Raw genomic sequence first — 26,844 nt, forward strand, 5'->3', positions numbered from 1 at the left:
CTAAAAATTAATTATAAAAAGGCAAATTAAAGCCAGAAAGTAATAATTTACCTTCTTCATTATTCATAGCACTTGTAACAATCGTGATATCCATACCACGAATTACATCTATCTTGTCGTAATTAATCTCTAGAAAAACAATCTGTTCTTTTATACCAAAAGTAAAATTACCTCTACCATCAAAGCTTTTGCTTGAGAAACCTCTAAATTCTTTAATACGCGGTAGAGCAACGATTACTAATCTCTCTAAAAAATCATACATTCTATCTTTGCGCAGAGTAACTTTACAACCAACTTTCATACCTTCACGAAGCTTAAAAGTAGCAATAGACTTTTTGGCCTCAGTTACTAAAGGCTTTTGTCCTGAAATTAGAGTTAGATCATTGACAGCATTATTAATTACCTTAGAATCTGCAACCGTCTCACCAACCCCCATATTAACAACAATTTTTACAACCTTAGGCATTTGATGTTTATTCTTGTACGCAAACTCTTTCTGTAAGTTTGGTACAATCTCTTTAGTGTATAAATCTTTAAACCTGAGCAACATTACTTACCTTCCTTATTACTAATAATTTCACCAGACTTCTTAGCTACTCTTACTTTAGAGCCATCTTCTAGAAATTTAAAAGCAACTTTTGTATGGTTACCTGTTTTAGGATCTATGTGAGCAACATTGGATATATGTATGGATAATTCCTTTGACACTATGCCACCTTCACTTGTTTTACTCGCCTTAACATGCTTGCGAACAATATTTATACCCGAAACAATAGCTCTATTTTGCTCAGGCAAAACCTTTAAGACCTTACCCTTTTTTCCCTTATTTTTTCCGGTGATAACAATAACTTCATCACCTTTCTTAATTTTTAGCTTAATCATTACAACACCTCTTCTGCAAGTGACATAATCTTAACGAATTTTTTTGCCCTTAATTCTCTAGTTACAGGACCGAAAACTCTTGTACCTATTGGTTCTCCTTGCTTATTCAAAAGTACTGCTGCATTAGAATCAAACTTAATTGTACTACCATCTGCCCTTCTAACACCCTTTTTTGTTCTAACAATCAGAGCCCTATGTACGTCACCTTTTTTTACTTTTCCGCTTGGCAAAGCTTCTTTTATAGATACCACAATGACATCCCCAAGATTTGCTATCATGTGATGTGAACCACCAAGCACTTTAATACACATAATTTTTTTAGCACCAGAGTTATCCGCAACATCTAAGATGCTCTGCATCTGAATCATAACTTACTTCCACTTGAGAATTTAATAACGCAACAAAATAAACAATCTAAATAACAAAGTCAAAGGATAAAACTCACTATTCTGTGACGACCAAACCTATCATTAGAGAGATGCCTTTACATCCCCTAACACCACCCAAGACTTAGTTTTAGATATAGGACGACTTTCAACTATACTAACCTTATCACCATCCTTATAAGTATTTTCTGGATCATGAGCAGCATATTTTTTAGAGACTTTTACAATTTTTTTGTATATAGGATGCTTAAACCTACGCTCTACTTTAACTGTAATAGTCTTATCAGTTTTCGAACTTACAACAACGCCCTGTAGCACTCTTTTCGGCATTTCCCTATTCTCCAGTTTTTGATCTTATAGTTAACTCTGTATTAATACGAGCTATTGTTTTTTTTACAAAAGAAAACCTGCTAGTATTTTGTAATTCACCTAATGTTCTTTGAAACCGTAGATTAAAAAACTCTTTTTTAAACAAAGTTCTCTTTTTGTGAAGCTCTTCCGTAGTCTGCCCAACCAATTCCTTTGCTGATACCCCTAAATTATTCATAACGCCTCACTATCTTTGTTCTTACAGGCAATTTTGCACTAGCAAGCTCAAGTGCTTTCGTCGCTATATCATCTGTAACCCCTTCCACTTCAAACATAATTCTTCCAGGTGATACTCTCACTGCAAAAAATTCAGTAGAACCTTTTCCTTTACCCATTCTAACTTCCGCAGGCTTCTTTGACACAGGTAAATCAGGAAAAATTTTAATCCATAATCTCCCCTGCCTTTTCATACAACGAACTGCAGCCTTTCTTGCTGCCTCTATTTGTCTTGCGGTAACCCTTAAACCATCTAACGATTTCAAGCCAAAAGAACCGAAAGCTAGCATAGTACCAGCCTTTGCTTTTGAGGAAACTCTCCCCTTATGTGCTTTTCTAAATTTTTGTTTTTTCGGAGCTAACATTATTTTACTTCAAAATTAATTATGTTTCTTTCTATTTTCCACATGATCACCCCTATAGACCCAAACCTTTATACCTATAACTCCATAAGTTGTCATAGCTTCAGCAGTCGCATAGTCAATATCAGCTCTCAAAGTATGTAAAGGTACTCTACCTTCTCTATACCACTCTGTTCTCGCTATTTCAGCTCCAGCTAAACGTCCAGAACAAGCAACCTTTATACCTAACCCTCCTTGCTTAAAGCAGGCTTGGATAGCGGTTTTCATAGCTTTTCTAAAAGACACTCTTTTCTCAAGCTGCGTAGCAATCGTTTGAGCAATAATGTTAGAGTCTATATTAGGCTTCTTTACTTCATGTATGTTAATATATATTTCTTCTAAACCCGTAATTTTTTGGACAGATTTTTTTAATTTATCAATGTCGTTACCACTTTTACCTATAATAACTCCAGGCTTTTTAGCAAAAATATTAATTATAACATTCTTATTAGAAGGCCTCTCTATTAATACTCTACTAACTTGTGCTTGCACATAGTTCTTATTAACTAGATTTCTAACCTCTAAATCTTGGATAAGAAGGACTTTATACTGCTTCTTATCAGCATATAACACCGAGTCCCAACCTTTAATTAATGTCGGACCAACTCTAAAGCCATGCGGATTAACTTTTTGCCCCATATCTTATTTCCCCTCAACTTCAGTAACTGTAATATATAAATTACTAAAAAATTTATTAATCCTTGTTGCTCTTCCTTTAGCTCTTGGCATAATTCTTTTCATCACCAACGCCTTACCTACAGTTGCAGAAGTAATAAACAAAGTATCAATATCTAAACCAAAATTATTTTCAGCATTAGCAACAGCAGACTGTAAACATTTTTTTACATCTTGAGCAATTCTTCTAGAGGAAAAGGTAAGCTGAATTAGAGCCTCAGACACTTTCATATTCCTAATAGAAGTTGCAACCAAATTCAATTTCCTCGGACTCACTCTAAGAGACTTAGCAATTGCTGTAGTAGATCCTTTATTCACCTTCACCATATCTATTTTCTCTTAACTTTTTTATCTGTGCCATGACCATGAAAAGTCCTAGTTGGAGAAAATTCACCTAATTTTTTACCAACCATTTCTTCACTTACAGTAACAGGTATAAATTTATTTCCATTATGTACAGCAAATGTTATTCCAACAAAAAATGGTAAAATTGTTGACCTTCTAGACCAAGTCTGAATCATTTCTGATTTACCAGATTCAATCAATTTTTGTACTTTTTTTATCAGATAACCATCTACAAAAGGTCCTTTCCAAACTGAACGAGCCATAATTACTACCTAATTACTTTCTTCTCTTAATAATAAATTTTGATGTAAGCTTATTCTTACGTGTTTTCTTACCCTTAGTTGGGAAACCCCATGGAGTCACTGGATGGCGACCACCAGAAGTTTTTCCTTCTCCTCCCCCATGTGGGTGATCGAATGGATTCATTGCAACACCACGAACATGTGGTCTCCAACCTAGCCATCTATTTCTTCCGGCCTTACCTAAATTGGTATTCTTTTGATCAGGGTTTGAAACAACACCTATGGTAGCCTTACAATCTAACGGTATCAATCTAAATTCTCCAGATCGAAGCTTGATCTGTGCATAACCCGAATCCTTACCTACTAAATTAACAGAAGTACCAGCAGATCTTGCAATTTGACCACCTTTACCAACTTTCATTTCTACATTATGTAAAGTAGTACCAACAGGAATAGATTTCAAAGATAAACAATTTCCTACTTTTATGTCAGCTTTATCACTTGATACTATTCTATCTCCTACAATAAGCTTTTGTGGTGCTAAAATATAAGAATACTCACCATCATCGAATTTAATTAAAGCAATGAAGGAAGTTCTGTTAGGATCATATTCTATTCTTTCAACAGTGGCAAATATATCCTGTTTATTTCTTTTAAAATCGATTATACGATAAAGTCTTTTATGCCCTCCTCCTCTATGCCAAGAAGTGGTTCTACCCAAATTATTTCTACCACCAGTCTTAGATAAACCTTTAGTTAAAGGTTTATGAGGCTTACCTTTCCAAAGATCAGATTTATCAACCTGTACTAATTCTCTAAGGGATGGAGTAACTGGATTAAACGTTTTTAAAGCCATTTATTTAATACCCCCAGTAAAATCAATAGTATAATCTTTTTCTAACGTCACAATTGCTTTCTTTTTATCTGATTGTCTGCCATTAACACCCTTGAATCTTTTTCTCTTACCTTTTACATTCATTATGTTAACTTTTTTAACCTTAACCTGAAAAATCTTTTCAACAGCCGTCTTGATAGAAGCTTTCTCAGCACTACTAGCAACATGAAAAGTAAACTTATTTTGTTGCTCAGATAAAATATTGGTCTTCTCAGTGATCACAGGATTCCTAATAAGATCATAATGTTTATAAGACTTCACTTTAACCTCTTTTCTAAAGCATCTACAGCTTCTTGTGATAACAAAACATAATCATGGCGTATTATATCATAAACATTTGCACCAATTTGCGGTACTGAAATAGTATTTGGAATATTTTGTACTGCCAAAGAAAAATTGATATCAACTTCATCACCACTAACAATAAAATAACTTTTACCATGAAAATTATTTAATAATTTTATAAGATTAGAAGTTTTGGATTCATGTAATTTTAAAGAATCTACTATTAGCAGTTTTCCCTCAGCCAATTTTTCCGACAAAGCATGTTTTAAACCAAGTTTTCTAACTTTTTTTGGTAATTTTGTAGCATGACTCCTTGTTACTGGACCGTGAGAAACTCCACCACCTCTCATTTGGACAGATCTTAAAGATCCTTGCCTTGCATTACCCGTACCTTTTTGCTTAAAAGGTTTCTTTGTAGTACCAGATACTTGCGACACTGTCTTTGTTTGATGTGTACCAGCCATAGCTTTAGCTCTCTGCCAATCAACAACAAGCTTGATAATATCTTCCCTAACAAAATCTACAGCAAAAACTTCGTTATCTAAATCAATCTCACCAACAGCTTCGTTTTCAAGATTTAATAATTTGGCTTTCATATAGTTTATCCTATAGCTGTAATGGTTTTCTTAATAGCATCCTTAATGTAGACATAAGATCCTTTTGAACCGGGAATATTTCCACTAACTATGATTATGCTTTTTTCCATATCAGTATCGACTACTTTCAAATTTTGAATAGTAACTCTTGTATTTCCCATGTGACCAGCCATTTTCTTATTCTTAAATACTTTACCAGGATCTTGTCTACCACCAGTAGAACCATGCGAACGGTGAGACACAGATACACCATGTGAAGCTTCAAGTCCTCTAAAATTATGCCTTTTCATACTACCAGCAAAACCTTTACCAATAGTAGTACCTACAACATCTATAAACTGACCAATAACAAAATGATCCACATGCAATACAAAACCTACATCAAGGAAACAAGCTTCAGAAATTCTAAATTCCTTCAATTTTTCCTTTGGCGTAACTTGAGCATTAGCAAATACCTGCTTCATTGGTTTTGTTACTTTAGATAATTTTTTATCTTTTACCCCAATAACCAAAGCATTATAACCATCTTTTTCTTGGGTCTTTTGTCCCACTACTTGACAATCTTCAACTTGCAGAAAAGTAACAGTAGTTCTTTCTCCCTTTTCATTAAAAATTGAACTCATGCCAATTTTCTTAGCGATTAAACCGGTTCTCATCACTCAACACTCTCTAACTTAATCTCAACATCAACACCAGCAGGCAAATCAACCTTTTTTAAAGCATCAACAGTCTGAGGAGTTGGATAACTTATTATCAAAAGTCTTTTCTGAATTCTAATCTCAAATTGCTCCCTTGATTTTTTATTGACATGCGGAGACCTATTAACGGTAAATCTCTCAATTGTCCTTGGCAACGGAATTGGACCAATTATATCAGCACCGGTTCTTTTAACAGCCCCTACTATTTCTCTAGTACCTTGTTCAAGCGAGCGGTGATCAAACGACTTTAAACGAATTTTGATTTTTTGATTATTTTTCATTAACTAAACCTTTTTATAAACAGCTAGACCAGTCAAAGCACATTATTTAATAGACTTACTCTAATTAAACATATTTTGCCTAACCCTAAAAAAATAGTCATCCTGAACTTTTTCAGGATGACTATTTCTTATTATTTTATAATCTTTGATACTACACCAGCTCCTACTGTTCTACCACCTTCACGTATAGCAAAACGTACGCCCTCTTCCATAGCTATCGGAGCGATCAATACAATTTTCAGATTCGCATTATCACCAGGCATCACCATTGTTTTACCATCTTTCAAAGTGATTTCTCCAGTTACGTCAGTTGTTCTAAAATAAAACTGTGGTCGATATTTATCTGTAAATGCTGTATGACGACCACCTTCTTTCGTGGTAAGTACATAAACTTCAGCTTCAAACTCAGTATGCGGAGTTATACTTCCAGGCTTAGCTAACACTTGACCTCTGCATACATCTTCCCTTTTAGTTCCACGCAGTAATATACCAACATTATCACCGGCTTCACCTTGATCTAATAGCTTCTTAAACATTTCCACACCAGTACAAGTAGTTTTTTGAGTATCTCTTATACCAACAATCTCTACCTCTTCACCAACTTTTACTATACCTTTTTCGATTCTACCAGTAACAACCGTACCTCTTCCAGAAATAGAAAATACATCTTCTATCGACATTAAGAAAGGTTTATCTGTATCTCTCTCAGGTTGAGGTATATATTCATCAATAGCATTCATCAACTCTTTAATCGCAGCTTCACCTTCAGGTTTTCCTTCTAGAGCCTGTAAAGCTGAACCTCTGATAACTGGTATATCATCTCCAGGAAAATCATACATTGATAAAAGTTCTCTGACTTCCATTTCTACTAAGTCAAGCAATTCTGGATCATCAACCATATCAACTTTATTCAAAAATACAACTATTGCAGGTACGCCAACTTGCTTAGCAAGCAATATATGTTCCCTTGTTTGGGGCATTGGACCATCAGCAGCAGATACTACCAATATAGCAGCATCCATTTGAGCTGCACCACTTATCATATTCTTTATATAATCTGCGTGACCAGGACAATCAATGTGAGCATAATGCCTTTTTTTAGTTCTATATTCAACGTGAGCAGTAGCAATAGTTATACCCCTTTCCCTCTCTTCAGGAGCTTTATCAATGTCATCATAATTAGTAGCCTGTGCTCCACCTTCTTTTGATAACACTAAAGTTATTGCAGCTGTTAAAGAAGTCTTACCATGATCTACGTGTCCTATAGTACCTATATTACAATGGGGTAGATCCCTTTCAAATTTTACCTTTGCCATAATTCATTCTCCACAATTTAAGATTTAATACAATTTAACATAAAAATACAAATTTATCCAATTTCCAATTATCACCAATACTCTTGGAGCGGGTGATGGGAATCGAACCCACGTGGCCAGCTTGGAAGGCTGGAGCTCTACCATTGAGCTACACCCGCGTATCTACCTAACCAACTTGTGGTGGAGGAAGAAGGATTCGAACCTTCGTACGCTCACGCGGGCAGATTTACAGTCTGCTGCCATTGACCACTCGGCCATTCCTCCAAAGAATTTACGCAAGTATTAAATGGTCTAATTAAACGTAAAGCATATATATAACTTAGTATAAGTACCAACAAATCTTCTTTGCTCTTTTCCAAGGACATTTGAACTTCGGGCTACAAGCCTTTATAAATAAGGATACAACCCTTTAATACATCAGTATTATTCCTGTGCATCGCATGGGTATCAACTTAAGAAGTCTCGATATCCTTCCCCGCGGCAGCAATCCAAAAAACAACCTAAATGGCTGTTAGGTATCATGGACTTGCCTACACGGGAAGAACATATTTTTTGTTATAAAGCTGAAACTCAAATGATCCCGGCTCTTTTCTCTTGAACTATCCTAGGTTCTGTGAACGTTTCTATGTAATGAGTAGATTTATAGGCATTTTCGCTCGCAGAACCGTAGCGTACTAAATGTACGTGAGGATTCGAGAACGAAAATAACGACGAAATCGACCATTAGATAGAAACGTTCACAGAACCTAAATAAGCTAATATTAAACTTACATTACTTCAGAACGTTTATCAGTTGTAACTTTCTATAATAAATAGTAGTTTGTGTCAAGAATAAATTACTCTAGGTTCTAATAAGATGAGAAATAAAGCTAAAATTTCTAAAGATTTGCACTATATATACGGCAAACATCCAGTATTTGCAGCATTAAGCAACCCAAAACGTTATATTCAAAATGTTTTATGTACAGAAGATATTTTCAATTTGCACAAAAATTTAATCTCTAACCACCCGTATGAAATTACCAACATAGATTACTTAACCCGTCTTTTTGGTTCAAATCATAATCATCAGGGAATAGCCGCTAACGTTAAAAGTATCTTCTCTAATCGTATTGAAGATATTGACATAACTATTCCTAATTGTAAAGTTGCTATTTTGGATCAAATAACCGATCCACAAAATATTGGTGCTATTATTCGTAGTGCAGCTTCTTTTGACATCACGACCATAATATTACCTCTAGATAATGCACCTGATGAAAATGCTACCATAGCAAAAACAGCTTCTGGAGCTTTAGAACTAGTACAAATGGTTAAAGTCACTAATTTAAGGTGGTCAATAGAATATCTAAAAAAACATGGGTTTTGGATTATTGGTCTTGATGGCAATGCAAAACAATCTTTAAGTACAAAAATATTTTCAGATAAAATGGCAATAGTACTTGGTTCTGAAGATAAAGGAATCAGACGTCTAGTTAAAGAAGCATGTGATCACTTAGTTAAAATACCCATTTCAAGTAAAGTAGAAAGCTTAAATGTCTCAAATGCTGCTGCAATAGCGTTTTATTTGATTTCATTAGACTCTTGATGTCATTTCCCTCTTCGGTAAGGAATCCATATTTTTAGTAGGAGGAATTCTACCAATCATTTCATCTAGTGATATTTGAAAATGATCCGCTAGGGCTATTATAATTTGACTATTTAAAGTTTTTTTACTAACGTCTACACCAATATAAGTTGTTGTCATATAGAGCCTCATGATTTATATTAATAATAGGATATGCAAGGTTTAAATCTTATGACATCCGTTCGTAGTCTTTATCCAAAACAGGATGGGTCTTTGCTGAGGTATGAAGTCTTTAAAATTCAAAGCTTCAATTCGAATACAGTTTACCCATCCTACCACTATATATAACTGATCATGTTATATTTATCATGGTTTTTTTATTGTATGAATTAGATATAAGAATTAATAATTCTTATATCTAATTAGCTTGTTATAAGGAAAAATATACTCTTGAAGCGGCTGACGCAAGTACATTTTAACTTTTTTCATCATTCAATATGTGATTTTAATTATTAAAATCACATATTGAATGGAGTGTTATATTATATTTCTTTAATTTTTGGTATTGGAGGTATTGATTTAGGATCAGGGCATTTACGAGTTTGGAACATTAATTGATCAATAGAATGCCCAAATTTATCAGTGCTTAGTAGATTTTTATTTATCCATTTTGCCGTTATCAACTTACCCAGTTCAGAATGAATAATTGGAATATCCGGTACGGCACTAGCACCTATCCCTGCAATTTTAATATGATAACCCTGTTTATCTAATCCATATTGTTGTAATACTTTATCAACTTCTCTTTGAGCAACAATTGTTTGGCGTTCAATATGAGGATTATTACTGACAAATAAAATAACAAAGTCTTTTTGTCTACCAAATTTTCCACTTAAAATTCTTTCAGCAAAATTAACTGCTGCATCATGAGCAGTAGTGGCTGTATCAGGCCTTTCGTTATTCTTGCCTACTTTAGTATTGATTATTTCAGTACGTTTAACTTGATCCTTATTAAGGAACTTGTTTACTAGGTCACTACTCATCAGGTCTTCTGTGAGTTTTCTCTCATTGCTGCTTGCATAATTAGGATAGAATCTTCTAGGAAAAAGACCTAATGGACATTCTTCTTGTGTTTTATATTGAATAAATGGCTGAGCTTTATTTAACTTAATACCGTAATCTTTAGCAAGAGACTCGATATATCTTTCACCTTCCTCAATACAAGCTGAATCATTTCCAACTAATGGTACAGTATCCAATCTATTAATATCTGCCTTTCCTTGCCATGCTTCTAGCAATTCAGTGTATGTTTTGGGGTTAATGCCATCGAGATTAGCCCATAAGGGTCTTGCTCCTGTTAATACTAGTACTAATCCGTTAACTTTAATTTGTTCTGTTAATTTATTATAATAGATTATACGTGTCAATAACCTAATTCTAGCTGCCCCGGCAATCCAAGCTTCGTCGTATTCTTGATAGTTAGGTTTTATTTCATTAATAAGTCCCAATTGTCTAGCATCTACAATATATTGAGACTTATATTTAGTCATCCAATCTCTAGTGGTCAGTTCATTCCGTTCCTGACCAAGATTAAGATCAAACGCATCCTGAGCAACAAATAGTAACCAATCTTCAATATTTCGTACATTTACCTCATTAATAGATTTAAATAAATTTTTACGCAATGATTTAGCATTGAATTTACTAGGAGCGTTTTGATTAGCACCAGCTTTAGCCAAACTGCCCTGAATCAAACAAAATATTTTGTCTGCATTAGTCTTGTCAAAACATACTAGATCGTGCCATAATTTTTGTGGTTCAAAATATCCAGCTAGATAAAAAATCTTTAACAAAGCTTCTTGCTGGGTTGGTGAGGTAAAACCTAATTTGCTAGCAGCTAATTCGAATCCTGAAAGTTCTGATGAATGTTTATAATCCCCGTATGTTACGCTGGTAGTTAGGGCAACTGTTACAGATAGTAGCATTCTTTTTAAGGCTTTAAGCATAATATAATTTTCTTCGTTTAATTATAACCCTAGATTTTTGGGCTTTTGATACTTAATCCAAGTATCAATCAACAACTTAGTAATAATAATCGCAGAGAACATAGATGATATTATACCAATAGTTAGTGTTACTGCGAAACCTTTTATACCTCCAGCTCCAAATATAAAAAGTAAAAATGCTGCAATCAAAGTTGTAACATTTGAATCAAGGATTGTAGCAAAAGCTGATTCAAATCCCATCCTTATGGCATATAGATTAGATACACCTTTTTTAAGTTCTTCCCTTATCCTTTCATAAATGAGTACATTGGCATCAACTGCCATACCAATCGTTAGGATTATACCAGCAATTCCTGGCAGAGTTAATGTAGCTTGAAAAAGTGACAATAACGCTAAAATATAAAGTAAAGCTAGGCTTAATGCTATATTGGCAAAAATGCCAAGAATTCCGTAAGACCAAATCATGAATATTACCACACTAACAAAACCAATCATACCTGCCTTCTTGCCTGCCTCTATTGAATCTGCTCCAAGATTTGGTCCTACGGTTCTTTCCTCTATTATTTTTAAAGGGGCTGGCAACGAACCAGCCCTAAGTAATAACGCTAATTCATTTGCTGATTCAACAGTAAAATTACCTGAAATTATACCGCTTCCTCCAAGAATTGGTTCATTAATTACTGGTGCACTTAATAATTTGTTATCAAGCACGATAGCAAGCCTCTTGCCAGAATTATTCTTGGTTATTTCTGCAAATAATTTACTACCAAGATTATTAAAAGAAAAAGCAACAGCAGGTTGGGAATTTTGATTGAAAGAAGCTTGGGCAGTTGTTAGCTGGTCACCACTAACAATAGCTTTTTTCTTAACAACTACGTAATATTCTTGCTTATTTTCATTTTCCCCTTTCACTAAAATTGAACCAAAGGGTAAATGTCCATTTAATGCTTGTTGTATGTTGGCAGTTTCATCTACTAAATGAAAGGTTAGTTTTGCAGTTTTGCCAAGAATATTTTTGAGTTGTTGTGGATTTTCCTCACCTGGTACTTGCAGTAATATATGTTTATCACCTTGCCTTTGTATGTTAGGTTCTGTTGTGCCGGTGCTATCCACTCTCATTCTGATTATTTCAATTGATTGGGCAATAACTTGATACCTTAATTCAGCAAGCTTCGAATCACTATAGCTAAGCTTAATATTAGTATTATCGTTTTCTACAGTAATTTCTCGGTCGACTTTACCTAATATCTTTTTGACCTGTTTATAATCTTCTATGTTTCTCAATTCAAACTGCACCGCCTTGTTCTTAACAACAAGATTTTTATAACCTATTTTATCTTCCCGTAAATATTTTCGTAAATGGTCAGCTAGACTGTCCATTACATCATTTAAGTAACTATCAAAATCTACATCTAGCAATAGATGAGCACCACCTCTTAAATCAAGACCAAGATTCACCTTATGGTTTGGCAGTATTTTAGAATCTATAGTTGTAAAATTAGGTAAAGCACAAATAAAGGCTGCTATTGTACATAAAATAGAAAGGAATATTTTCCATTTAGGAATATTATACACAGCTCATTTCCCCTTATCTTTTTTACTTTTGGCACTAACTTCTGTTTTATGACGACTTGTAATATCAAGTATTGAAGATTTCAGAATTTTGATTCGTATATTTTCAGCTACTTCAAGATCTACCGTGTTGTCAGCATCGTTAATCTTGCTTACTACTCCGAAAATTCCACTATTAGTTACCACCCCTTCTCCTTTCTTAACGCTACCAACTATAGCCTCTTTCTCACGACGGCGTTTATCTTGTGGTCTAATTAGAAAAAAATAGAATACAACGAAGATTAATACCATCGGTACAAGGCTTGTTAATATTGATTGAGTAGATGATGATTCAGCTACTGGAGTTACTTCTTCAGTTTCTGTTATTGATATTGTATCATTGTTATCTGCATAGGCATTTTCTATAAACATATATATCTCCTGACGTATTATGTAAAAGTAGTTGTATTAATTTATTGTATACTCTTCTGCTTTGAAGAATTGTTTTTTGACAATGAGGAACTCGCGTACTCTAAAAAAGCTTGTACACTTGCAATATAAGACTGTTATCATTTTATTTCAATAAATATTTTTCGGGCGAAACCTATAGCTTTCAGACGTTCGCACACTTTTTCAAACACTGCTTTTGGTAAAATATTTAGTGTAGAAATTTCAATATATCTATTATCTTTTAACTCAAGAGAAAAAGATGGTGACTGAAATCTTGGTCCATCAATTTCCCTAGCAATTTTTATAAAATTACCTATTATATGACTATTACAATAATCGTATGAATTAATCATTCTTTTTGCTAATCTATTAATATATGTATCACTTCTTGCTGTATAGGTAAGTGCAAGAGCAATACTAAGCATCAACCTCTGACGATGACTAAAAGGAATATCTGAAGCTAAAATAAATTCAACAATAAAATTAGAGCGAAGAGTTTTATCGATATTTTTATTATATTGTGCAAGCATTATGACCAAAGTAATTATACTAATTGTTGTTGTATCTGGTTGAATTAAGATAGGCTTAATGACTTCTGTATAATTTTTGATATTACAAGTAGTTTCATCAAAATTTACTAATGTCTTGATTCTTTCATAAATAATATCTTTTTCCTGTTCTTCTTTAGGGAGACAAGCAAATCTCACACCTTCTTTTAAACCATAATTTGAAATTATTACCTTTTCAGGTAAAAAGACATTCAGCATAGATTTTGCCACCAAAACTGCGTTAGAATGAATTCTTGATTTATATTGTGTTTTCATACTATGAGCATGAGCTAATTTTTCGAGATATAGTTCAAATTCTCTACGATTTATTTCAAGGTTATGTAAGTTCTTAAGAGGATAATGAACAAACTCCATGTAAGAGCGTCCAATTAGCCTTAAAGCTCCTCCTATTAAGTATAAGTTTGGACAATGATACCCTTGTTGACATTGTTGTATACCCGAATGATTTGGGTATACCTCTCCAAACTCTTTGTTGATCATTTGGCTAATTATATTAATATCGTCAAAATGATTATTAGTGATTAAGCTAGTGCCTAAAGGTAGAGATTTTAAGATTCCCACTTTTTTGTCTTTGATTTGGGCAAGCTCAAGGCTACCTCCACCTAGGTCTGCTGCTATGCCACAAGCATCATTGATACCAGAAATTAATCCGGCAGCTGTAAGATAGGCCTCGCGATTACCAGAAATAATTTCAATATTAATATTAAATTTTCTTTTAACTATTTCTCTAAATTCTTCAGCTCTTGGATGCCCTCTAAGTACAGCAGTAGCAACGCATTTAACATCTGTTACTGATAACCTATCAAAAATATGTACAAAATATTGTAGTGATAAATATACTTGATGCTTTACTTCTAGGTCATCTAGATTAAGTAAATTGATAATATCACTTTTAAATTTATCATTGAAAATTTCTGGAGCTCCAAGTCTATCACATTCATAAACTACAGCTCTTATGGCATTATAACCAATATCAATAATGGCTGAACGCATAGAGTTTTATCTTATTGCTTACTTAAAAAATTAATCTTCTTTAGTAGTAGAATCTGTATTTTCTTGTTCCTCATCTACATTATTTTTATTTGGATCATAAGGTTTTTGAGTTGGAACAAATGTAGGCGGTAATAACCTATTTGTAAAGAACTTATCCTCATAATACTTAATTTTTAAAGATTTAATAGGTGGGAAAGATTCAATTAAAACAATTTGCTCATCTTTTGGTAATTGAATTACTTCTTGAGGCAAAAGCAGAGCTCTTGAAACTTGTGATACATTCTGCGTTCTTGTTGAAATATTAAGATCAAAAAATAGTGGTTTACTATAAGATCGTTGTTCAACTGTTTTATTACCCACTAGCTGTGATATCAGGTTGGCTGTTTCATAGTTATTAGCTGCAAAAGTAATACGATATGTAGCATTTGACAAGAATGAGTTCATTCCAGCATCCTCATAAGTTCCTTTGAGCTGCTGAGTATCTTGTATAATCAAGAATAGGCGAACTCTATATCCCCTGAAAAATGCGATACCAGCCTTAAATGTATCCATTTTGCCTAAAGTAGGGAATTCATCAAGTAGAAACATAACCCCATAAGGTTCTTCTTTTAAATCAGGCATTTTGCGGCTTAAAAACTCTGTAGCTTGCTGGTAAAAAACCTGCATCAATTTTTGTAAACGCTGTATATTATCCGGAGTTAAACCAACATAAACGCTTGTTTTAATCTTCTTAAACTCAAGTATATTAAAGTCAGATGATGCAGTAGCTGAGTCAATTAGCGGGTTTGCCCATAATTCCAAAGAAGAGTTCATTGTAGAGATAACACCTGAACGCTCTTTATCTGCTTTTTGTAGAAATGCAGCAATATTCATATAGGCCACAGGATGTATTACCTTGCCTAAAGTATCTAGAACTACTGCCAAGTTGTACACTACGTCATCACTACGCATTGTCCTGACCACTTCGCCAAAGGATTTAGTTTTTGTCGGGTCAGCAATTAAGTATAGTACTACACCAAGAAATAAACTTCGTGCTTCATTATTCCAAAAATCTTTTTCAGGCATAATCAGATTTGAGATTTTTTGTACGTCATCCACCATTTGACCTGGTTTGGTACTTACCCAATCTATAGGATTGTAACAATGAGTTATCCCATCAGGATTGGAAGGTTCCCAAACAAATACTCGTTGTCCTTGTTTCTGCCGCCATCCACTTGTAAAACCATGATTTTCTAGCTTAATGTCATGTACTATAATAGAGTGTTCCCAAAATAATAAATTAGGAATTACAAATCCTACCCCCTTACCTGAACCGGTTGGGGCAAAAAGCAAAGCGTGCTGAAATCCATCAGCAACAAAATATCCTCCGCTATTGGTGCCAAGCAACATACCATGCTTTGAACGTAGACCGGCTTTATCTATATCAGCTTCAGTAGCCCAACTAGCATCACCATAAACTTTTTCCGGTTGAATAAAAAATTGTAAATTCTTTATTCTTTTAAAATTTTTCCAGTAAAATATGATAACTATAATTGTCGGCATAGTAAGGGATAATATTAACTTAACTTTTAAGTAGTTATATGCTTGAAAAGTTAATTGTGACCATACACTAACTAGCCAATAAGCCCACTTATAAGCTATATCTATGGCTGTTAAGTCAACATTTATAGCTCTAATCTCGTTAGTAGTAAATGCAACTAGTACTCCACTAATCCATATAGTACAAAATACTACCAAAGGATGTATTATAAAATGACCCAGGAGATTACGGGTAAGATTTACTATTCTCTCCAATTCCATAATTAGCCCTGCCTATTCTTACTATAGTATATTTCTGAGACATATCTCTTCCCACCACTACCACGTTTTAATTGTATCACAATATCGACGACCGCTAATATATATTTTTTCACTTCCTCTGGTGGCATGCCTAAACTAGCTTGCATAACCATTAGCTTAAGTTGTTCTATGGCCATTGCTGGTGCATCAGCATGTAAAGTAGATATAGAGCCAGGATGGCCTGTATTAATTGCTCGTAAGAAACTAAATGCTTCAGCTCCTCTAAGTTCACCTACAATAATTCTGTCAGGTCTTAGACGTAAACACGCTTCAATCAAATCCTGAGTAGTAACTTTTGCACGACCTTGCCCCCCTTTTGAAGCGAGGAGATGTAATTTATTAGGGTGATTTGCTAAAATTACCTCCCTAGCATCTTCAACAGTAATTAATCGCTCGCTATTTGGAATTTCTGCTAAAGCAGCGTTAGTAAAGGTTGTTTTACCAGTTGATGTACCACCACTAATAATAATATTTTTTTTAGAAATTACAGCATGTTGAATAAATTCTTTTATTTTGTTTTCTTTTAAATAATTATTTAAGATTTTTTCATTCTCGTCAATTAATTCTCCAGTAGATGTTGAATCAAAAGCTCCCATCTTGGCATATTGATCTAGTGTAAGGTTCATTGGACTACCTTTCCTGATAGCATAGCCGACATGGCCTGGTTCACAAGCAGGAGGAAATACTATTTGGATACGATAGCCATTTGGTAGGGATGCAGAAAGTAAAGGTCTCTCCTCAGAAATTGTCTGATCAGTTGACTGAGCTACAAGCCTACCAAGCGATATAAGATGTTCAAAATCAAGTTCAGGTACTAATTTACAAAACATATCTCCTTTCTTCTCAATCCATACTTCTCCTGCTTTATTTACCATGATCTCATTAACACCATCTTCTGCGAACAGTTCTTTAAATGGTAATAGAAAAGTCTCTAATGCAGCAAAATTATCACTCATTTTATCAATCTTGATTTTCTTAGTACAGATTGAGGAAATTTATAATCTTTATTGACATAAATTTTAATTACCGTACCTTGATCTATGGTAATAGTTGGTTTAAATTCATGTTGCTGAATCATACCTTTCATAGTATCGCTGATATCAGTAAAAGCTTGTTTTGAAGCTGCTTGTGCTTGGGTTGGAGTGCTAGCAGTTGCAGTGCTAGTTAGCAAACTAGCTGCTGCATTAGTTACTGCAGTCATTAATGCAACAAGCCTTTGACCAGGCTGTGATCCAGTTGGATTTTGTGCAGTATTACAAGCCTGCATCATGGAAATATAGGCTGATGAGGTCTTATCGGGAATGGCGTTCATGACACTAGAACATATCTGTGAAATTTTAACATCCTCAGTACCAGAACCATTATTAATACTTTGTGCTAAACTTTGTATATTAGCAGCAACAGCAGCATTAGCAGCAGCAGCTTGTGAATTAACTGGGGGAGCTACCACTTTGTCAAGGGCATTGGCAAGTCCAATATTAAATGCCGATAATAATACAGCATTGGTTAATCGTTCTTTATATTTATTATCTACTCTTCCTTGCTCACCTTTCCTTCCAAGATTATCAACAGCTATAGCATCTAAGGTAATGGTATAACCGTTTGACAGATCAATACGATTCCATATTATTGCAATTCGACCATACGCTCCATCAATACCAGTTGTATAAGCACCAAAAATCTTTGATCCTTTAGGAACTAAAATAATCTTCTCCCTTTCAGAAAATACATCTCTGCTAATTATTGCCCTTACTTCTCCACCTAAATCAGTATTAATAGCAGTCTCTAGTACCGCTTCAATTATCTTACCACGACCAAGAACAAATGCCATATCTCCACGATCTTGAAAATTTGCTTCCTCGGCAATTTGACTTGGTGTTTTTTTCTCTGGAACTCCTGCAATTAATACTATAGAAGATTTTCTCTTTGCTTCACGGCGTTTCTTTTCCTCGTCACTTTCAGCTATTCCTCCAGGAAGGGGTGATGATACAACGGAAGGAAGAGAAACTTTGTCAGCACTATTATTATCTACTGAAGTAGTAGGTAAAGGAAGCTTTGGCACATCAGCAACTTTAGGGGGAGGAGGGGGTGGAGGGGGTGGAAGCTCCACAGGTGTTTCGAGTTTAGGTGCTTCTGGTAATTTTGGAATCTCTGGTAGATTTTTAGAATTATCTTGTGTCGGTTTAGTAATATCAGTAGGTGCTGATGGAGCTACCACCTCAGGTGGTTTATTATCAGCAATAAAAAGTTTAAAAAAAATAAATATAAAGACAGCAGAAATGACAAGTAGAATCAGAATGCTTTGCTTAGGATTAGTGGCAACTTTTGATAGCTCATTTTGAACTTCTGGTATGTCTTGTTCCTCTACACTCTGTGTACTGATTTGAGAAGAGGTGTTATTTTGCTTTGCCATAGTAAATTAATATCATTATTACGCGAATTTGGGATAAGAATTAATTAATTCTTATCCCGAATTGAGGTATTATTGTGAAGTACTAAACCTTTTTTTAGGATAATAAAACCTAACTACATATACCAAGTCCTTTTCACGACCTTCTTCCAATTCTTTGGATACAACATCGAATTGGTAAGTCCTTTTATTAGTTATGATAGTCATATTTGTTCTAATGTTTTTTTCCAATGGCTTAATGAATAATCTATTTGCCAACGGAGTCATTTTCCAAGCATAGGATTCCCCTAGAACAATATTTTGGATCTCCTCATTTTTGGCAAATTCTATACTTGACTGAAAACCAAAATGCAGAACTAATAAATAAACTTCATTAGGATTATGTATATAAGTTTTAATTCTGTTATCAGTAGTTATGGCTAGATCATCTACATCATTATCTATATGCATATTACCTGCACAAGCGTTGGCAATAACCGAATGTAATAATATTGCCGCTACGAAAAGAAGTCTAGCTATTATCATCATCTACCCTATAATCATTAACTTGAAAACCTACTGGATTAATATCTCGATCTGCATCTGTTAATTCCATTGGAATATATGCGTAACTTACCACAGCTATTTTATTGAAAACCGTTTTATTGCCTGTTGTTTCATTAATAGAGAACCTAACCATATATTTATTTTTTTCTACTCCTGACCAAGATTTAATTATTAAAAAAGTTGTGTTGTTTTGACCATATATTAAAACTGGATTTACATCTTTATTTTGTATATATCCTAGATAGTTATAATATACTGAACTTGAAGATAATAATCTAACGCTTTTCCTTGCTTCAGTATCAAAATCAACAGGATTATATGTTTCTCTAGCTATGAGGTATTTTTTAATAAAATACCTTGAAAGTGCCTCGTCACCGTTTAGTATCTCCGAAGATATTGGATTTACAATCGTTGCCATTCCCGTACTATCATCAATTTGGATAACAAAAGGACTAAACTCTCTTGAATTTACCACTATAGTTACCGCTGCTATGGATGCCATTATAAGTATTATTAGTAATATAGATAATACCAACAAGATATTACGTTGTACAATTAACCTATCAGATCTTTCCTCGTACCAATTCCTAGTAGCTTTAACAAAGTTATTAGACTGAACGCTTTGGTTCTCTACCACATCAGAAGGTGATTTTAGTATATTTAATATATTAGCTAACTTAAACATTGTACATCCCCACTACTTGTAAAACCTAAGACAAGTTAGTGAATAAATTAATTCAAACAATATAATCATAAATTCTCAATATTTTTGCAGTATACACTAATTTCGAGCTACACTAATAGGTTATTTGTCATAATTCAAAAATATTATTTAACCTCAATTCGATATAAGAATTAGTAATTCTTATATCGAATTGGCTTCTTATAATGAAGAATGCATTCTTGAAGCGGCTGGCACGAATGCATTTTAATCTATTACCGCTAATAATTTTATTTTTATACTTATAAAAATAAAATTATTAGCAAATTAATATTTAACAATCAGGTGGGCAGCCGCTTCAAACCTGATTGTTTCTATATATATCAATATATCCCGGAAGTTCGATGTAACTTGTTACATCGAACTTCCGGTTACTTACGACCACTACCAAAGGAATAGATTAATTTACCTATTAAGGATTCAATATTAACTGCTGACTGGGTGTATTTTATCTGATCACCTCCAGCCAAATTTTCTTCAGATGAACCGGGAGTTACGGATATATATCTACTACCAAGTATTCCACTTGTGACTATTGCTATACTAGTGTCTTTAGGTAACTTTATATCATTATTGATGTTAATGGTTAATAAGGCAAAAAAGCTAGTTTTATCTAGAGTTATGTTAGTTACTGATCCGATTTTTATACCCGCTAACATCACACTACTGCCTTGAACTATCCCTTCCGCATTCTGAAAATTTGCCTTAACTATATACCCAGATGCAACTTTTGATGAGTTACCAATTTTATAAGCAAAAACAAAAAAGGCTAAAGCAACTAGTATTACTATAAAGCCAACTAAAGTTTCTATAACATTATGTTTCATTATTTTGATTTATCTAAAGGTTTCCAGCTACTATATTTAGCTTCAGTTGTACTATTTTTTATTAGGTTATGAGATAAGCTAGTGCCAGTAATATTAGGGAGATAATTTTGTTGCCAGTCAAATTTATTATTGTTAGTTGGTACTTCATTAGTCATATAATGCAACCAAGCATGCCACATGGGAGGAACTTTCGATGCTTCCACTTTACCTTTATAAACCACCTGTCTTCTGGCTTGACCTAAATAATTCTGTTTTTTACTTTGATAATATTTGTTACCAAATTGATCTTTTCCAATCTCCTTAGAGAAAATAGGTATAAAAAAATTATCTATGAATGACATTTAAGTATTTTTATAGCAGTTTCTTTTCCTTGCACAGCTAGTCTATCAGCCACTTCATTACCTTCATTATTATTGTGACCTTTAACCCAATTCCAAATAATATAGTGTTTACTTAACTCTTCGTACAATTTTTTCCATAAATCAACATTCTTGACGGGATCATTGTTGTTTTTATGCCAGTTATTTTTTATCCATGTGTTAATCCACTGTGTTATTCCAAGCTGTAAATACTTACTATCTGTGTAAACTTCTACATAGCATGATTTTTTAAGAACTTTTAATGCTTCAATTACTGCTGTCATTTCCATTTGATTATTAGTGGTATATAGTTCATGACCGAATATACTCTTCTGCTTTAAAGGCAAGCTATCACGAAACTTCGTAGAGTTCTCACATATATCTAACATGTTTAACTTTTTTTTGTTATACCAATTTTTCAAAGCATTTGTATCTAGCTCTACACTAGCTCCATGAAACTGTAATAACGCTCCCCAGCCACCTGGTCCAGGATTACCTGAGCAAGCTCCATCAGTGTATATGGTAACCTTAGGCAAAGTAGCTTGACTCTTTGAAATACTTGGGTCTTGTATATTCATTATAATTTAACCTGAGTTATGCGAATTCGCGTAAATTATATAGTCAATTCAGGAGGATTTGGTGCTAGGAGCGATGGAGCGACGCCTATATGTAATAGGCGAGCGACGAGTGACGACGTCACCAACTTCTCATCAATTGACTATACCTCTAAATAACGCCAAAGTCTGTCTGTACCTTTGCTAATACCAATCCTAGGAGTATTAATAAATTTAGGGGTATTACCTACATCAATAATACAAAAAGACTTATTACTAGTTACATCTTGACCATTTTGGGTTTTATTAATTCCAAGAGTACGACATAATTTACCAGGTCCATCAAGTAAAACTTGTAAAGGACTATATTGATACACTCCCCTAATTAATACAGCAGCTGGAAATCCCTGTTGTTCTGTTACTATATTTAAACAATAATACATACCATAAATCAAATATACATATGCATGACCTGCAGAACCATACATAATCTTTGTGCGAGGTGTTATACCCTTTGCTTCATGACAAGCAGGATCATCTTCTCCAACATAAGCTTCTGTTTCAATAATTCGTGCTTCTATATTACCAAAGCACAAAACCTTTCCAAGTAACTCTTGTGAGACAATAAGCGTATTTCTTTCATAAAATGTTTTTGGAAGTATTTTAAACATCTTAGTGGTTTAATAAAATATGATATAATTGTATTGATGCACTATAATTCACTATTACATCATTTCACAGCTTTTTCTTGACAAATATTAAAGGTAAGATATTTTGTACTTAGATTTGTATATTATAGAAAGATATTTGAGATTATTACATATATGTCAAAAGCTAAAACAGCATCTAAAAATAACCCAACCTCTAGAGAACAGGCAAAGGAGTATTTTCATAATGGACAAAAAATTAGGCCTGTAAAACTTATATCCGGTAAATCTTCTTTTTTGGCAGCAGAATATGATGTATCAGGAGATTTGGTACTTGGATCTGATGGCAAGGCATTACCTTGGGACAGAACAAAAATTTAGCCTAAATATTAAGTTTTCAAACAAGTTTGTTGACCTTACATGTAAAAAGGTATATAAGCTACCTATCATTAATATGGTTTGGGGATGTAGCTCAGGGGTAGAGCATCTGCTTTGCACGCAGAGGGTCGGGGGTTCGATTCCCTTCGTCTCCACCACTCTCCTATTTTAATTAATAAGTTTATTCATCTATATTTAAATTTGGTTTTTTACTACCAAATGTATGGTATCTCTTACAATAAGTAGCAGCAACGTATAAAAAATAATCATCTTTTATATCTATCTTTTGCAAAAGTACTTTTTCATAAGACCTTGTGTAAGTAGTAACGGTGATTAGGTTAGCAGATGACAAAGTACCAAGTACAGACCAAAATAACGTATTAATTGGTGTATATAGCAGTCCTCGTCAATTAGAATGATGACAGATTTATCACTACAAGTCATTACTCGGCGAATTAATTTGCCAAGAGTACAATAATCATAAGGTCCTTTAGATTCAATAATTTCTACTACTGTTAATCCTTCTTGTTGGCTGGTAATAATGACATCATCTCTAAGATTAAGGTCATAAGCTGGATCAGAAAAAATTATTGCTTTGGAAGGTAAAGTTGTTTTATCTGTCATGATGGTATCCCCTTTATGATTAAACTTAAAGTTATTAAGTTTTAACCACCAAAGAATCTTGAGAGATTACTTTGGCGATCGGGGAGTTAGTAAAACTGCCGCTAGACAGCTACGTTAGCCTTTAGGCCTAAGGTTTACACCTTAAGCCTTGAACATAGCTAACATCTCCCCGACCATTACAGTCGAGGATACATCATTTAATGGTTGATGCTTACCACTAACGGACTACAGGTTACTACACCCCAAAGTAACTTTGCAGTTACTTCACTTTTAATTTTAAACTATACTCCCCTAAAGTCAATAACAGTTTTTTTACTGTGAATTGTTATTTTCGTTGTCTTCCTTGGTACGTTCATTACATTCTTTTATAGGTATAATATTTTAGTTCTTTTTATTTTTATAATTTTATCTTAGCATCCAACATAATTTTATATTACACAACTGTGAATTCATGACATGCAACAAAAAATAATTTGTTTTTTAAGATTTTGTTGCATTTAACTTTAATTTTAGCTTTGTAAGTGATATACTCACCTTACGCATAACCCCCATGGCAATTTAAAAATTGCAGAAAAGTATACAAGGCGTCTATTAGCGAGACCACGTAAGTGTAGTGGCAATCCACATTTATTGGATCAACTATGTTCGCAATAAAAATTTAAATAAATTTGGTTTAAATTTTTATTGCTTCTGCAGAGCTAGTTAAATCACGTAACTTAGCGTTTGCAATCACAATGATTTTCCGCATTAATGCTACCATCGCCACCATTTTCTTTTTTCCTCTATTGATCAATTTTTCATAAAATACCTTCAGTTCAGAGTTAGAATTTCTAGCAGCCATAGCAGCTACAAACAACATAGGTCTAACAAAACTTCTACCATGACCTGTATGTCTATATCCGCTATATCTACCGCTATCATTAGATATTGGTGCAACACCTACTAATGATGCTATTTGTTTGCGGTTCAATGTACCAAGTTCAGGTAACAAAGCTATAAGCTCATTAGATACTACTGTGCCTATACCACTAATAGTTTGCAGTGTCTCTTTCTTAGCCTGCAAGAGTTTATCTTTTGCTATTAAGTCATCTATTTTTTTAGTAATAGATGCAATTTGTTCTTCTAGTACTTCGATTATTTTAACACAACTAGACTTGATTAAATCAGCTCTCGGGGACTGAAACCTATTTTTTTCTGCAATCAACATTTGTTTGAGGTCGTTCCTACGTCCGACTAATTCATACAAGTTTAAAGCTTGCTTAGATTGTACTTTAAATAGTTCTAATCTTTCTGACCGTTCAAAACCATAAAGTGCTAGAGCTTTAGCATCAAGACTATCAGTTTTAGCTGCATTCCCAAAAGACCTAATAAAGTTTTTAACTTTGCGAGTATTGGCTCTATGTACAGCAAAACCCTGATTGCAAAGCGTTAGTAATAGTTCCATTTCATATCCACCTGTGGTTTCTAAAACACACAATGCAGAACTAACCTCTTTTTTGTAATCCTTGATAAAATCAGCTATTCCATTAGAGTTGTTATTATATTCTTTAGTTTCTTTTTTTCCATGAATAGCAACAACAAAATTGAATTTTCCTATATCAAGACCAATAAAATTATTATATAATGGCATAATACCTCGAAGACTTTTAATGTTTACGATTGTAAGCGGGAGTGCAAAGGCATCCCAATCAACTATTCAAACGTCTCGGGGATTTGGGCTAGAGTACCAAGATCCATACGATCTTAAGACCAATTGCTTCACGGTCGCTCACGCCTGCACAGCGATAGTCATTTAGTATTATTAATGACTATCGCTGTAATACCCCCTTATAAGTCAGTATAAATCATTATTTATATTGACTTCAACATCTATTATATCATACTTTTAACTTACAATTGCTTCGTCGACCTATGGTCTCCTCGCAATGACGCTAGGCTATTCTTGCTATGCCTTTTAAATGCCCTGCGTAAGGTGAGTTATATAGTTTTGTAAACGATGATTTTTTAAATGAAGATATCTACAATTTACGGGTTAATTATTTTAAGGCTATATGAGATTAGAAAAGTGGTTAGAGCTGCAACAAATGCAAATTCATATATTTGCTAAGAAAATAGGTAAGAATAGAAGTCAAGTACATAAATATATCCATGAAGATGTTATGCCAATGCATGATGTCATTGTTAAAATTTATATTGCAACTTTGGGGGCAGTTTCAGCTAATGATTTCCATAGGCTTTCTGATAAATTATTTGAGAAAGAAAAATTACATGCTAATTCTTTTCATGATGATTAGTAGATCAATCGTAATTAACATATCAAAATCCAATCTATAATTTCTTTTAAATCTTGACTATATGGGCTTGTTGACATTTTCTCTCTTCTTTATATTATATTCTGTCACCTAATTCAATCTGATTTACTATATAATTATTTAGTTAGCAATTAAAACTATAGGTTATTATTTCTATTGTATTTGTAATCTAAGTATGTACAATGCAATAATCTACGATTGAATTATGCTATTTCATATGTTACTATATAGACATGAGTTTATAATTCATTTACTAGAATGGCAAGAAAAAATCGCTACATGAAAGCAAGTTGATCAATTTATTGGAAAAATTTTCTTCTCTGAGATTGGCAAAAGGTTACACATGGCAACAACTTACTGATTTAATTGAGGTAACCCATCAACAATTAGTGAGATAAGGTTTCCTTTATGCTATTGTCTGAAGTAGCTACATTAATAGCACATCAGCCAGTAAAGCCATAATATGGATGGTCGCACAGATGTGGAAAGAGTGTTTGGCGCACCCGAGAGGAGTCGAACCCCTAACCTTATGATCCGTAGTCATATACTCTATCCAATTGAGCTACGGGTGCTATATATACTCTTCTGTTTTAAAGAATTGCTTTTTGAGATATTATTGGATTCACGTACCAAAGTACGCTGAGTGCGTTCCTAATTCATTTTCAATTCGTAAGACCATTCGAGTATACTTGAATCCTAGAGAGCATAGTGTGTTCATTTTTATAAAACATCTTAAAATTGAAAATTTTTAGAAAGAGTATACTATATCCCTAAACTCCTATTATGTCAAGATCATAAGTTTCCAAACCTAGAACAGAGCAGTTTAAAAATCGTAACTGTGAGTAGAAAGAAGGTGCAAATGTTTAGAACAGGAATAAAAGAACTAAAAGATACTGCAAGCTAG

34 protein-coding genes and 4 tRNA genes are annotated in these 26,844 nt (G+C 33.7%); 4 read left to right on the forward strand and 34 right to left on the reverse strand.

All coding sequences use genetic code 11. The features are described 5' to 3' along the window. Positions 1–7: 7 nt before the first annotated feature. The 17 genes from rplE to AAGD26_RS05150 form a co-directional block, all read right to left on the reverse strand. Entirely contained in the window at positions 8–547 is a 540-nt protein-coding gene (gene rplE, locus AAGD26_RS05070) for a 50S ribosomal protein L5 (protein ID WP_410520641.1), read from the reverse strand. A 2-nt stretch (positions 548–549) separates the two neighbouring features. Further along, on the reverse strand, positions 550–882 hold the full coding sequence (rplX, locus tag AAGD26_RS05075) for a 50S ribosomal protein L24 (protein ID WP_341748183.1): 333 nt from the start codon (positions 880–882) through the stop codon (positions 550–552). Continuing rightward, the gene (gene rplN / locus AAGD26_RS05080) at positions 882–1,250 is read right to left on the reverse strand and encodes a 50S ribosomal protein L14 (protein WP_341748182.1); all 369 of its coding nucleotides are present in this window, start codon (positions 1,248–1,250) and stop codon (positions 882–884) included. Before rplN ends, rplX begins: the two co-directional genes overlap by 1 nt. Before the next feature lie 102 nt (positions 1,251–1,352). Next, positions 1,353–1,598: a 30S ribosomal protein S17 gene (gene rpsQ, locus AAGD26_RS05085; protein WP_341751357.1), complete on the reverse strand. Its 246-nt coding sequence runs from the start codon at positions 1,596–1,598 to the stop codon at positions 1,353–1,355. A gap of 4 nt (positions 1,599–1,602) precedes the next feature. Next, positions 1,603–1,815, reverse strand: a complete 213-nt coding sequence (gene rpmC, locus AAGD26_RS05090; protein WP_341751358.1) for a 50S ribosomal protein L29 — start codon at positions 1,813–1,815, stop codon at positions 1,603–1,605. Next, positions 1,808–2,218, reverse strand: coding sequence for a 50S ribosomal protein L16 (gene rplP / locus AAGD26_RS05095; RefSeq protein ID WP_341748179.1), 411 nt, complete (start codon positions 2,216–2,218; stop codon positions 1,808–1,810). The genes rpmC and rplP overlap by 8 nt, the downstream gene beginning before the upstream one ends. Positions 2,219–2,233: 15 nt before the next feature. Beyond that, positions 2,234–2,893, reverse strand: a complete 660-nt coding sequence (rpsC, locus tag AAGD26_RS05100; protein ID WP_341751359.1) for a 30S ribosomal protein S3 — start codon at positions 2,891–2,893, stop codon at positions 2,234–2,236. Positions 2,894–2,896: 3 nt separating this feature from the next. Next, positions 2,897–3,256: a 50S ribosomal protein L22 gene (gene rplV / locus AAGD26_RS05105; RefSeq protein ID WP_341751360.1), complete on the reverse strand. Its 360-nt coding sequence runs from the start codon at positions 3,254–3,256 to the stop codon at positions 2,897–2,899. Between the two features lie 2 nt (positions 3,257–3,258). Further along, positions 3,259–3,537, reverse strand: coding sequence for a 30S ribosomal protein S19 (gene rpsS / locus AAGD26_RS05110; RefSeq protein WP_341748176.1), 279 nt, complete (start codon positions 3,535–3,537; stop codon positions 3,259–3,261). A gap of 13 nt (positions 3,538–3,550) precedes the next feature. Then, positions 3,551–4,372: a 50S ribosomal protein L2 gene (gene rplB / locus AAGD26_RS05115; RefSeq protein ID WP_341748175.1), complete on the reverse strand. Its 822-nt coding sequence runs from the start codon at positions 4,370–4,372 to the stop codon at positions 3,551–3,553. Next, the gene (gene rplW, locus AAGD26_RS05120; protein WP_341751361.1) at positions 4,373–4,672 is read right to left on the reverse strand and encodes a 50S ribosomal protein L23; all 300 of its coding nucleotides are present in this window, start codon (positions 4,670–4,672) and stop codon (positions 4,373–4,375) included. After that, complete coding sequence (rplD, locus tag AAGD26_RS05125) at positions 4,669–5,292, reverse strand: 50S ribosomal protein L4 (RefSeq protein ID WP_341748173.1); 624 nt, start codon at positions 5,290–5,292, stop codon at positions 4,669–4,671. Before rplD ends, rplW begins: the two co-directional genes overlap by 4 nt. 5 nt (positions 5,293–5,297) lie before the next feature. Next, positions 5,298–5,948, reverse strand: a complete 651-nt coding sequence (gene rplC, locus AAGD26_RS05130; RefSeq protein ID WP_341751362.1) for a 50S ribosomal protein L3 — start codon at positions 5,946–5,948, stop codon at positions 5,298–5,300. Then, positions 5,948–6,271 carry a 30S ribosomal protein S10 gene (gene rpsJ, locus AAGD26_RS05135; protein ID WP_341748171.1) on the reverse strand — a complete coding sequence of 108 codons (324 nt, stop codon included), beginning with the start codon at positions 6,269–6,271 and terminating at the stop codon, positions 5,948–5,950. Before rpsJ ends, rplC begins: the two co-directional genes overlap by 1 nt. A gap of 131 nt (positions 6,272–6,402) precedes the next feature. Next, positions 6,403–7,587, reverse strand: coding sequence for an elongation factor Tu (gene tuf / locus AAGD26_RS05140; RefSeq protein ID WP_341751363.1), 1,185 nt, complete (start codon positions 7,585–7,587; stop codon positions 6,403–6,405). 84 nt (positions 7,588–7,671) lie between these two features. After that, positions 7,672–7,745 (reverse strand) — tRNA-Gly (locus tag AAGD26_RS05145). Between the two features lie 20 nt (positions 7,746–7,765). Next, positions 7,766–7,851: transfer RNA gene (locus AAGD26_RS05150), tRNA-Tyr, on the reverse strand. A 592-nt stretch (positions 7,852–8,443) separates the two neighbouring features. On the opposite strand from AAGD26_RS05150, the gene rlmB reads away from it, so the two are divergent. Further along, positions 8,444–9,175 (forward strand): 23S rRNA (guanosine(2251)-2'-O)-methyltransferase RlmB, encoded by a 732-nt coding sequence (gene rlmB / locus AAGD26_RS05155; protein WP_341751364.1) that lies wholly within the window; start codon positions 8,444–8,446, stop codon positions 9,173–9,175. On the opposite strand, the gene AAGD26_RS05160 is transcribed toward rlmB, so the two are convergent. The 14 genes from AAGD26_RS05160 to AAGD26_RS05230 form a co-directional block, all read right to left on the reverse strand. Beyond that, positions 9,164–9,334, reverse strand: a complete 171-nt coding sequence (locus AAGD26_RS05160) for a hypothetical protein (protein WP_341751365.1) — start codon at positions 9,332–9,334, stop codon at positions 9,164–9,166. The two genes, rlmB and AAGD26_RS05160, sit on opposite strands and share 12 nt — an antisense overlap. A 362-nt stretch (positions 9,335–9,696) precedes the next feature. Continuing rightward, positions 9,697–11,160, reverse strand: a complete 1,464-nt coding sequence (locus tag AAGD26_RS05165) for a hypothetical protein (RefSeq protein ID WP_341751366.1) — start codon at positions 11,158–11,160, stop codon at positions 9,697–9,699. Between the two features lie 21 nt (positions 11,161–11,181). Then, positions 11,182–12,735 (reverse strand): protein translocase subunit SecD, encoded by a 1,554-nt coding sequence (gene secD / locus AAGD26_RS05170; protein WP_341751367.1) that lies wholly within the window; start codon positions 12,733–12,735, stop codon positions 11,182–11,184. Positions 12,736–12,738: 3 nt separating this feature from the next. Next, on the reverse strand, positions 12,739–13,143 hold the full coding sequence (gene yajC / locus AAGD26_RS05175; RefSeq protein WP_341751368.1) for a preprotein translocase subunit YajC: 405 nt from the start codon (positions 13,141–13,143) through the stop codon (positions 12,739–12,741). Between the two features lie 137 nt (positions 13,144–13,280). Beyond that, positions 13,281–14,723: a Ppx/GppA family phosphatase gene (locus AAGD26_RS05180; protein WP_341751369.1), complete on the reverse strand. Its 1,443-nt coding sequence runs from the start codon at positions 14,721–14,723 to the stop codon at positions 13,281–13,283. Between the two features lie 30 nt (positions 14,724–14,753). Then, positions 14,754–16,523, reverse strand: coding sequence for a type IV secretory system conjugative DNA transfer family protein (locus AAGD26_RS05185; protein ID WP_341751370.1), 1,770 nt, complete (start codon positions 16,521–16,523; stop codon positions 14,754–14,756). Positions 16,524–16,525: 2 nt separating this feature from the next. After that, positions 16,526–17,518, reverse strand: a complete 993-nt coding sequence (virB11, locus tag AAGD26_RS05190) for a P-type DNA transfer ATPase VirB11 (RefSeq protein ID WP_341751371.1) — start codon at positions 17,516–17,518, stop codon at positions 16,526–16,528. Further along, complete coding sequence (locus tag AAGD26_RS05195) at positions 17,515–18,975, reverse strand: TrbI/VirB10 family protein (RefSeq protein ID WP_341751372.1); 1,461 nt, start codon at positions 18,973–18,975, stop codon at positions 17,515–17,517. The genes virB11 and AAGD26_RS05195 overlap by 4 nt, the downstream gene beginning before the upstream one ends. A gap of 69 nt (positions 18,976–19,044) precedes the next feature. After that, entirely contained in the window at positions 19,045–19,497 is a 453-nt protein-coding gene (locus AAGD26_RS05200) for a TrbG/VirB9 family P-type conjugative transfer protein (protein WP_341751373.1), read from the reverse strand. Beyond that, positions 19,484–20,203, reverse strand: coding sequence for a virB8 family protein (locus AAGD26_RS05205; protein WP_341751374.1), 720 nt, complete (start codon positions 20,201–20,203; stop codon positions 19,484–19,486). The genes AAGD26_RS05200 and AAGD26_RS05205 overlap by 14 nt, the downstream gene beginning before the upstream one ends. A 407-nt stretch (positions 20,204–20,610) precedes the next feature. Further along, complete coding sequence (gene mlaD, locus AAGD26_RS05210; RefSeq protein WP_341751375.1) at positions 20,611–21,066, reverse strand: outer membrane lipid asymmetry maintenance protein MlaD; 456 nt, start codon at positions 21,064–21,066, stop codon at positions 20,611–20,613. Then, on the reverse strand, positions 21,066–21,407 hold the full coding sequence (locus AAGD26_RS05215; protein ID WP_341748339.1) for a complex I NDUFA12 subunit family protein: 342 nt from the start codon (positions 21,405–21,407) through the stop codon (positions 21,066–21,068). The genes mlaD and AAGD26_RS05215 overlap by 1 nt, the downstream gene beginning before the upstream one ends. After that, positions 21,395–22,003: a ribonuclease HI gene (locus tag AAGD26_RS05220; RefSeq protein WP_341751376.1), complete on the reverse strand. Its 609-nt coding sequence runs from the start codon at positions 22,001–22,003 to the stop codon at positions 21,395–21,397. Before AAGD26_RS05220 ends, AAGD26_RS05215 begins: the two co-directional genes overlap by 13 nt. Before the next feature lie 140 nt (positions 22,004–22,143). Beyond that, on the reverse strand, positions 22,144–22,650 hold the full coding sequence (locus AAGD26_RS05230; protein ID WP_341751378.1) for a DNA-3-methyladenine glycosylase: 507 nt from the start codon (positions 22,648–22,650) through the stop codon (positions 22,144–22,146). 153 nt (positions 22,651–22,803) lie between these two features. On the opposite strand from AAGD26_RS05230, the gene AAGD26_RS05235 reads away from it, so the two are divergent. Together AAGD26_RS05235 and AAGD26_RS05240 are read left to right on the forward strand one after the other, a co-directional pair. Further along, the gene (locus AAGD26_RS05235; RefSeq protein ID WP_341748342.1) at positions 22,804–23,007 is read left to right on the forward strand and encodes a hypothetical protein; all 204 of its coding nucleotides are present in this window, start codon (positions 22,804–22,806) and stop codon (positions 23,005–23,007) included. A gap of 80 nt (positions 23,008–23,087) precedes the next feature. Then, a tRNA-Ala gene (locus AAGD26_RS05240) sits at positions 23,088–23,162 on the forward strand. Positions 23,163–23,337: 175 nt separating this feature from the next. Here AAGD26_RS05240 and AAGD26_RS05245 read toward each other — a convergent pair. Beyond that, the gene (locus AAGD26_RS05245) at positions 23,338–23,628 is read right to left on the reverse strand and encodes a hypothetical protein (protein ID WP_341751379.1); all 291 of its coding nucleotides are present in this window, start codon (positions 23,626–23,628) and stop codon (positions 23,338–23,340) included. A 673-nt stretch (positions 23,629–24,301) separates the two neighbouring features. Beyond that, positions 24,302–25,258, reverse strand: coding sequence for an IS110 family transposase (locus AAGD26_RS05250; RefSeq protein WP_341751380.1), 957 nt, complete (start codon positions 25,256–25,258; stop codon positions 24,302–24,304). A 421-nt stretch (positions 25,259–25,679) separates the two neighbouring features. Between AAGD26_RS05250 and AAGD26_RS05255 the strand changes: the two genes are divergently transcribed. Continuing rightward, a complete protein-coding gene (locus AAGD26_RS05255; protein ID WP_341751381.1) occupies positions 25,680–25,922 on the forward strand; it encodes a hypothetical protein in 243 nt (80 codons plus the stop codon). A gap of 513 nt (positions 25,923–26,435) precedes the next feature. Here AAGD26_RS05255 and AAGD26_RS05260 read toward each other — a convergent pair. Next, a tRNA-Arg gene (locus tag AAGD26_RS05260) sits at positions 26,436–26,512 on the reverse strand. Positions 26,513–26,844: the final 332 nt, after the last annotated feature.

The sequence above is a fragment of the Candidatus Tisiphia endosymbiont of Piscicola geometra genome, assembly GCF_964026415.1.
GTDB lineage: Bacteria > Pseudomonadota > Alphaproteobacteria > Rickettsiales > Rickettsiaceae > Tisiphia.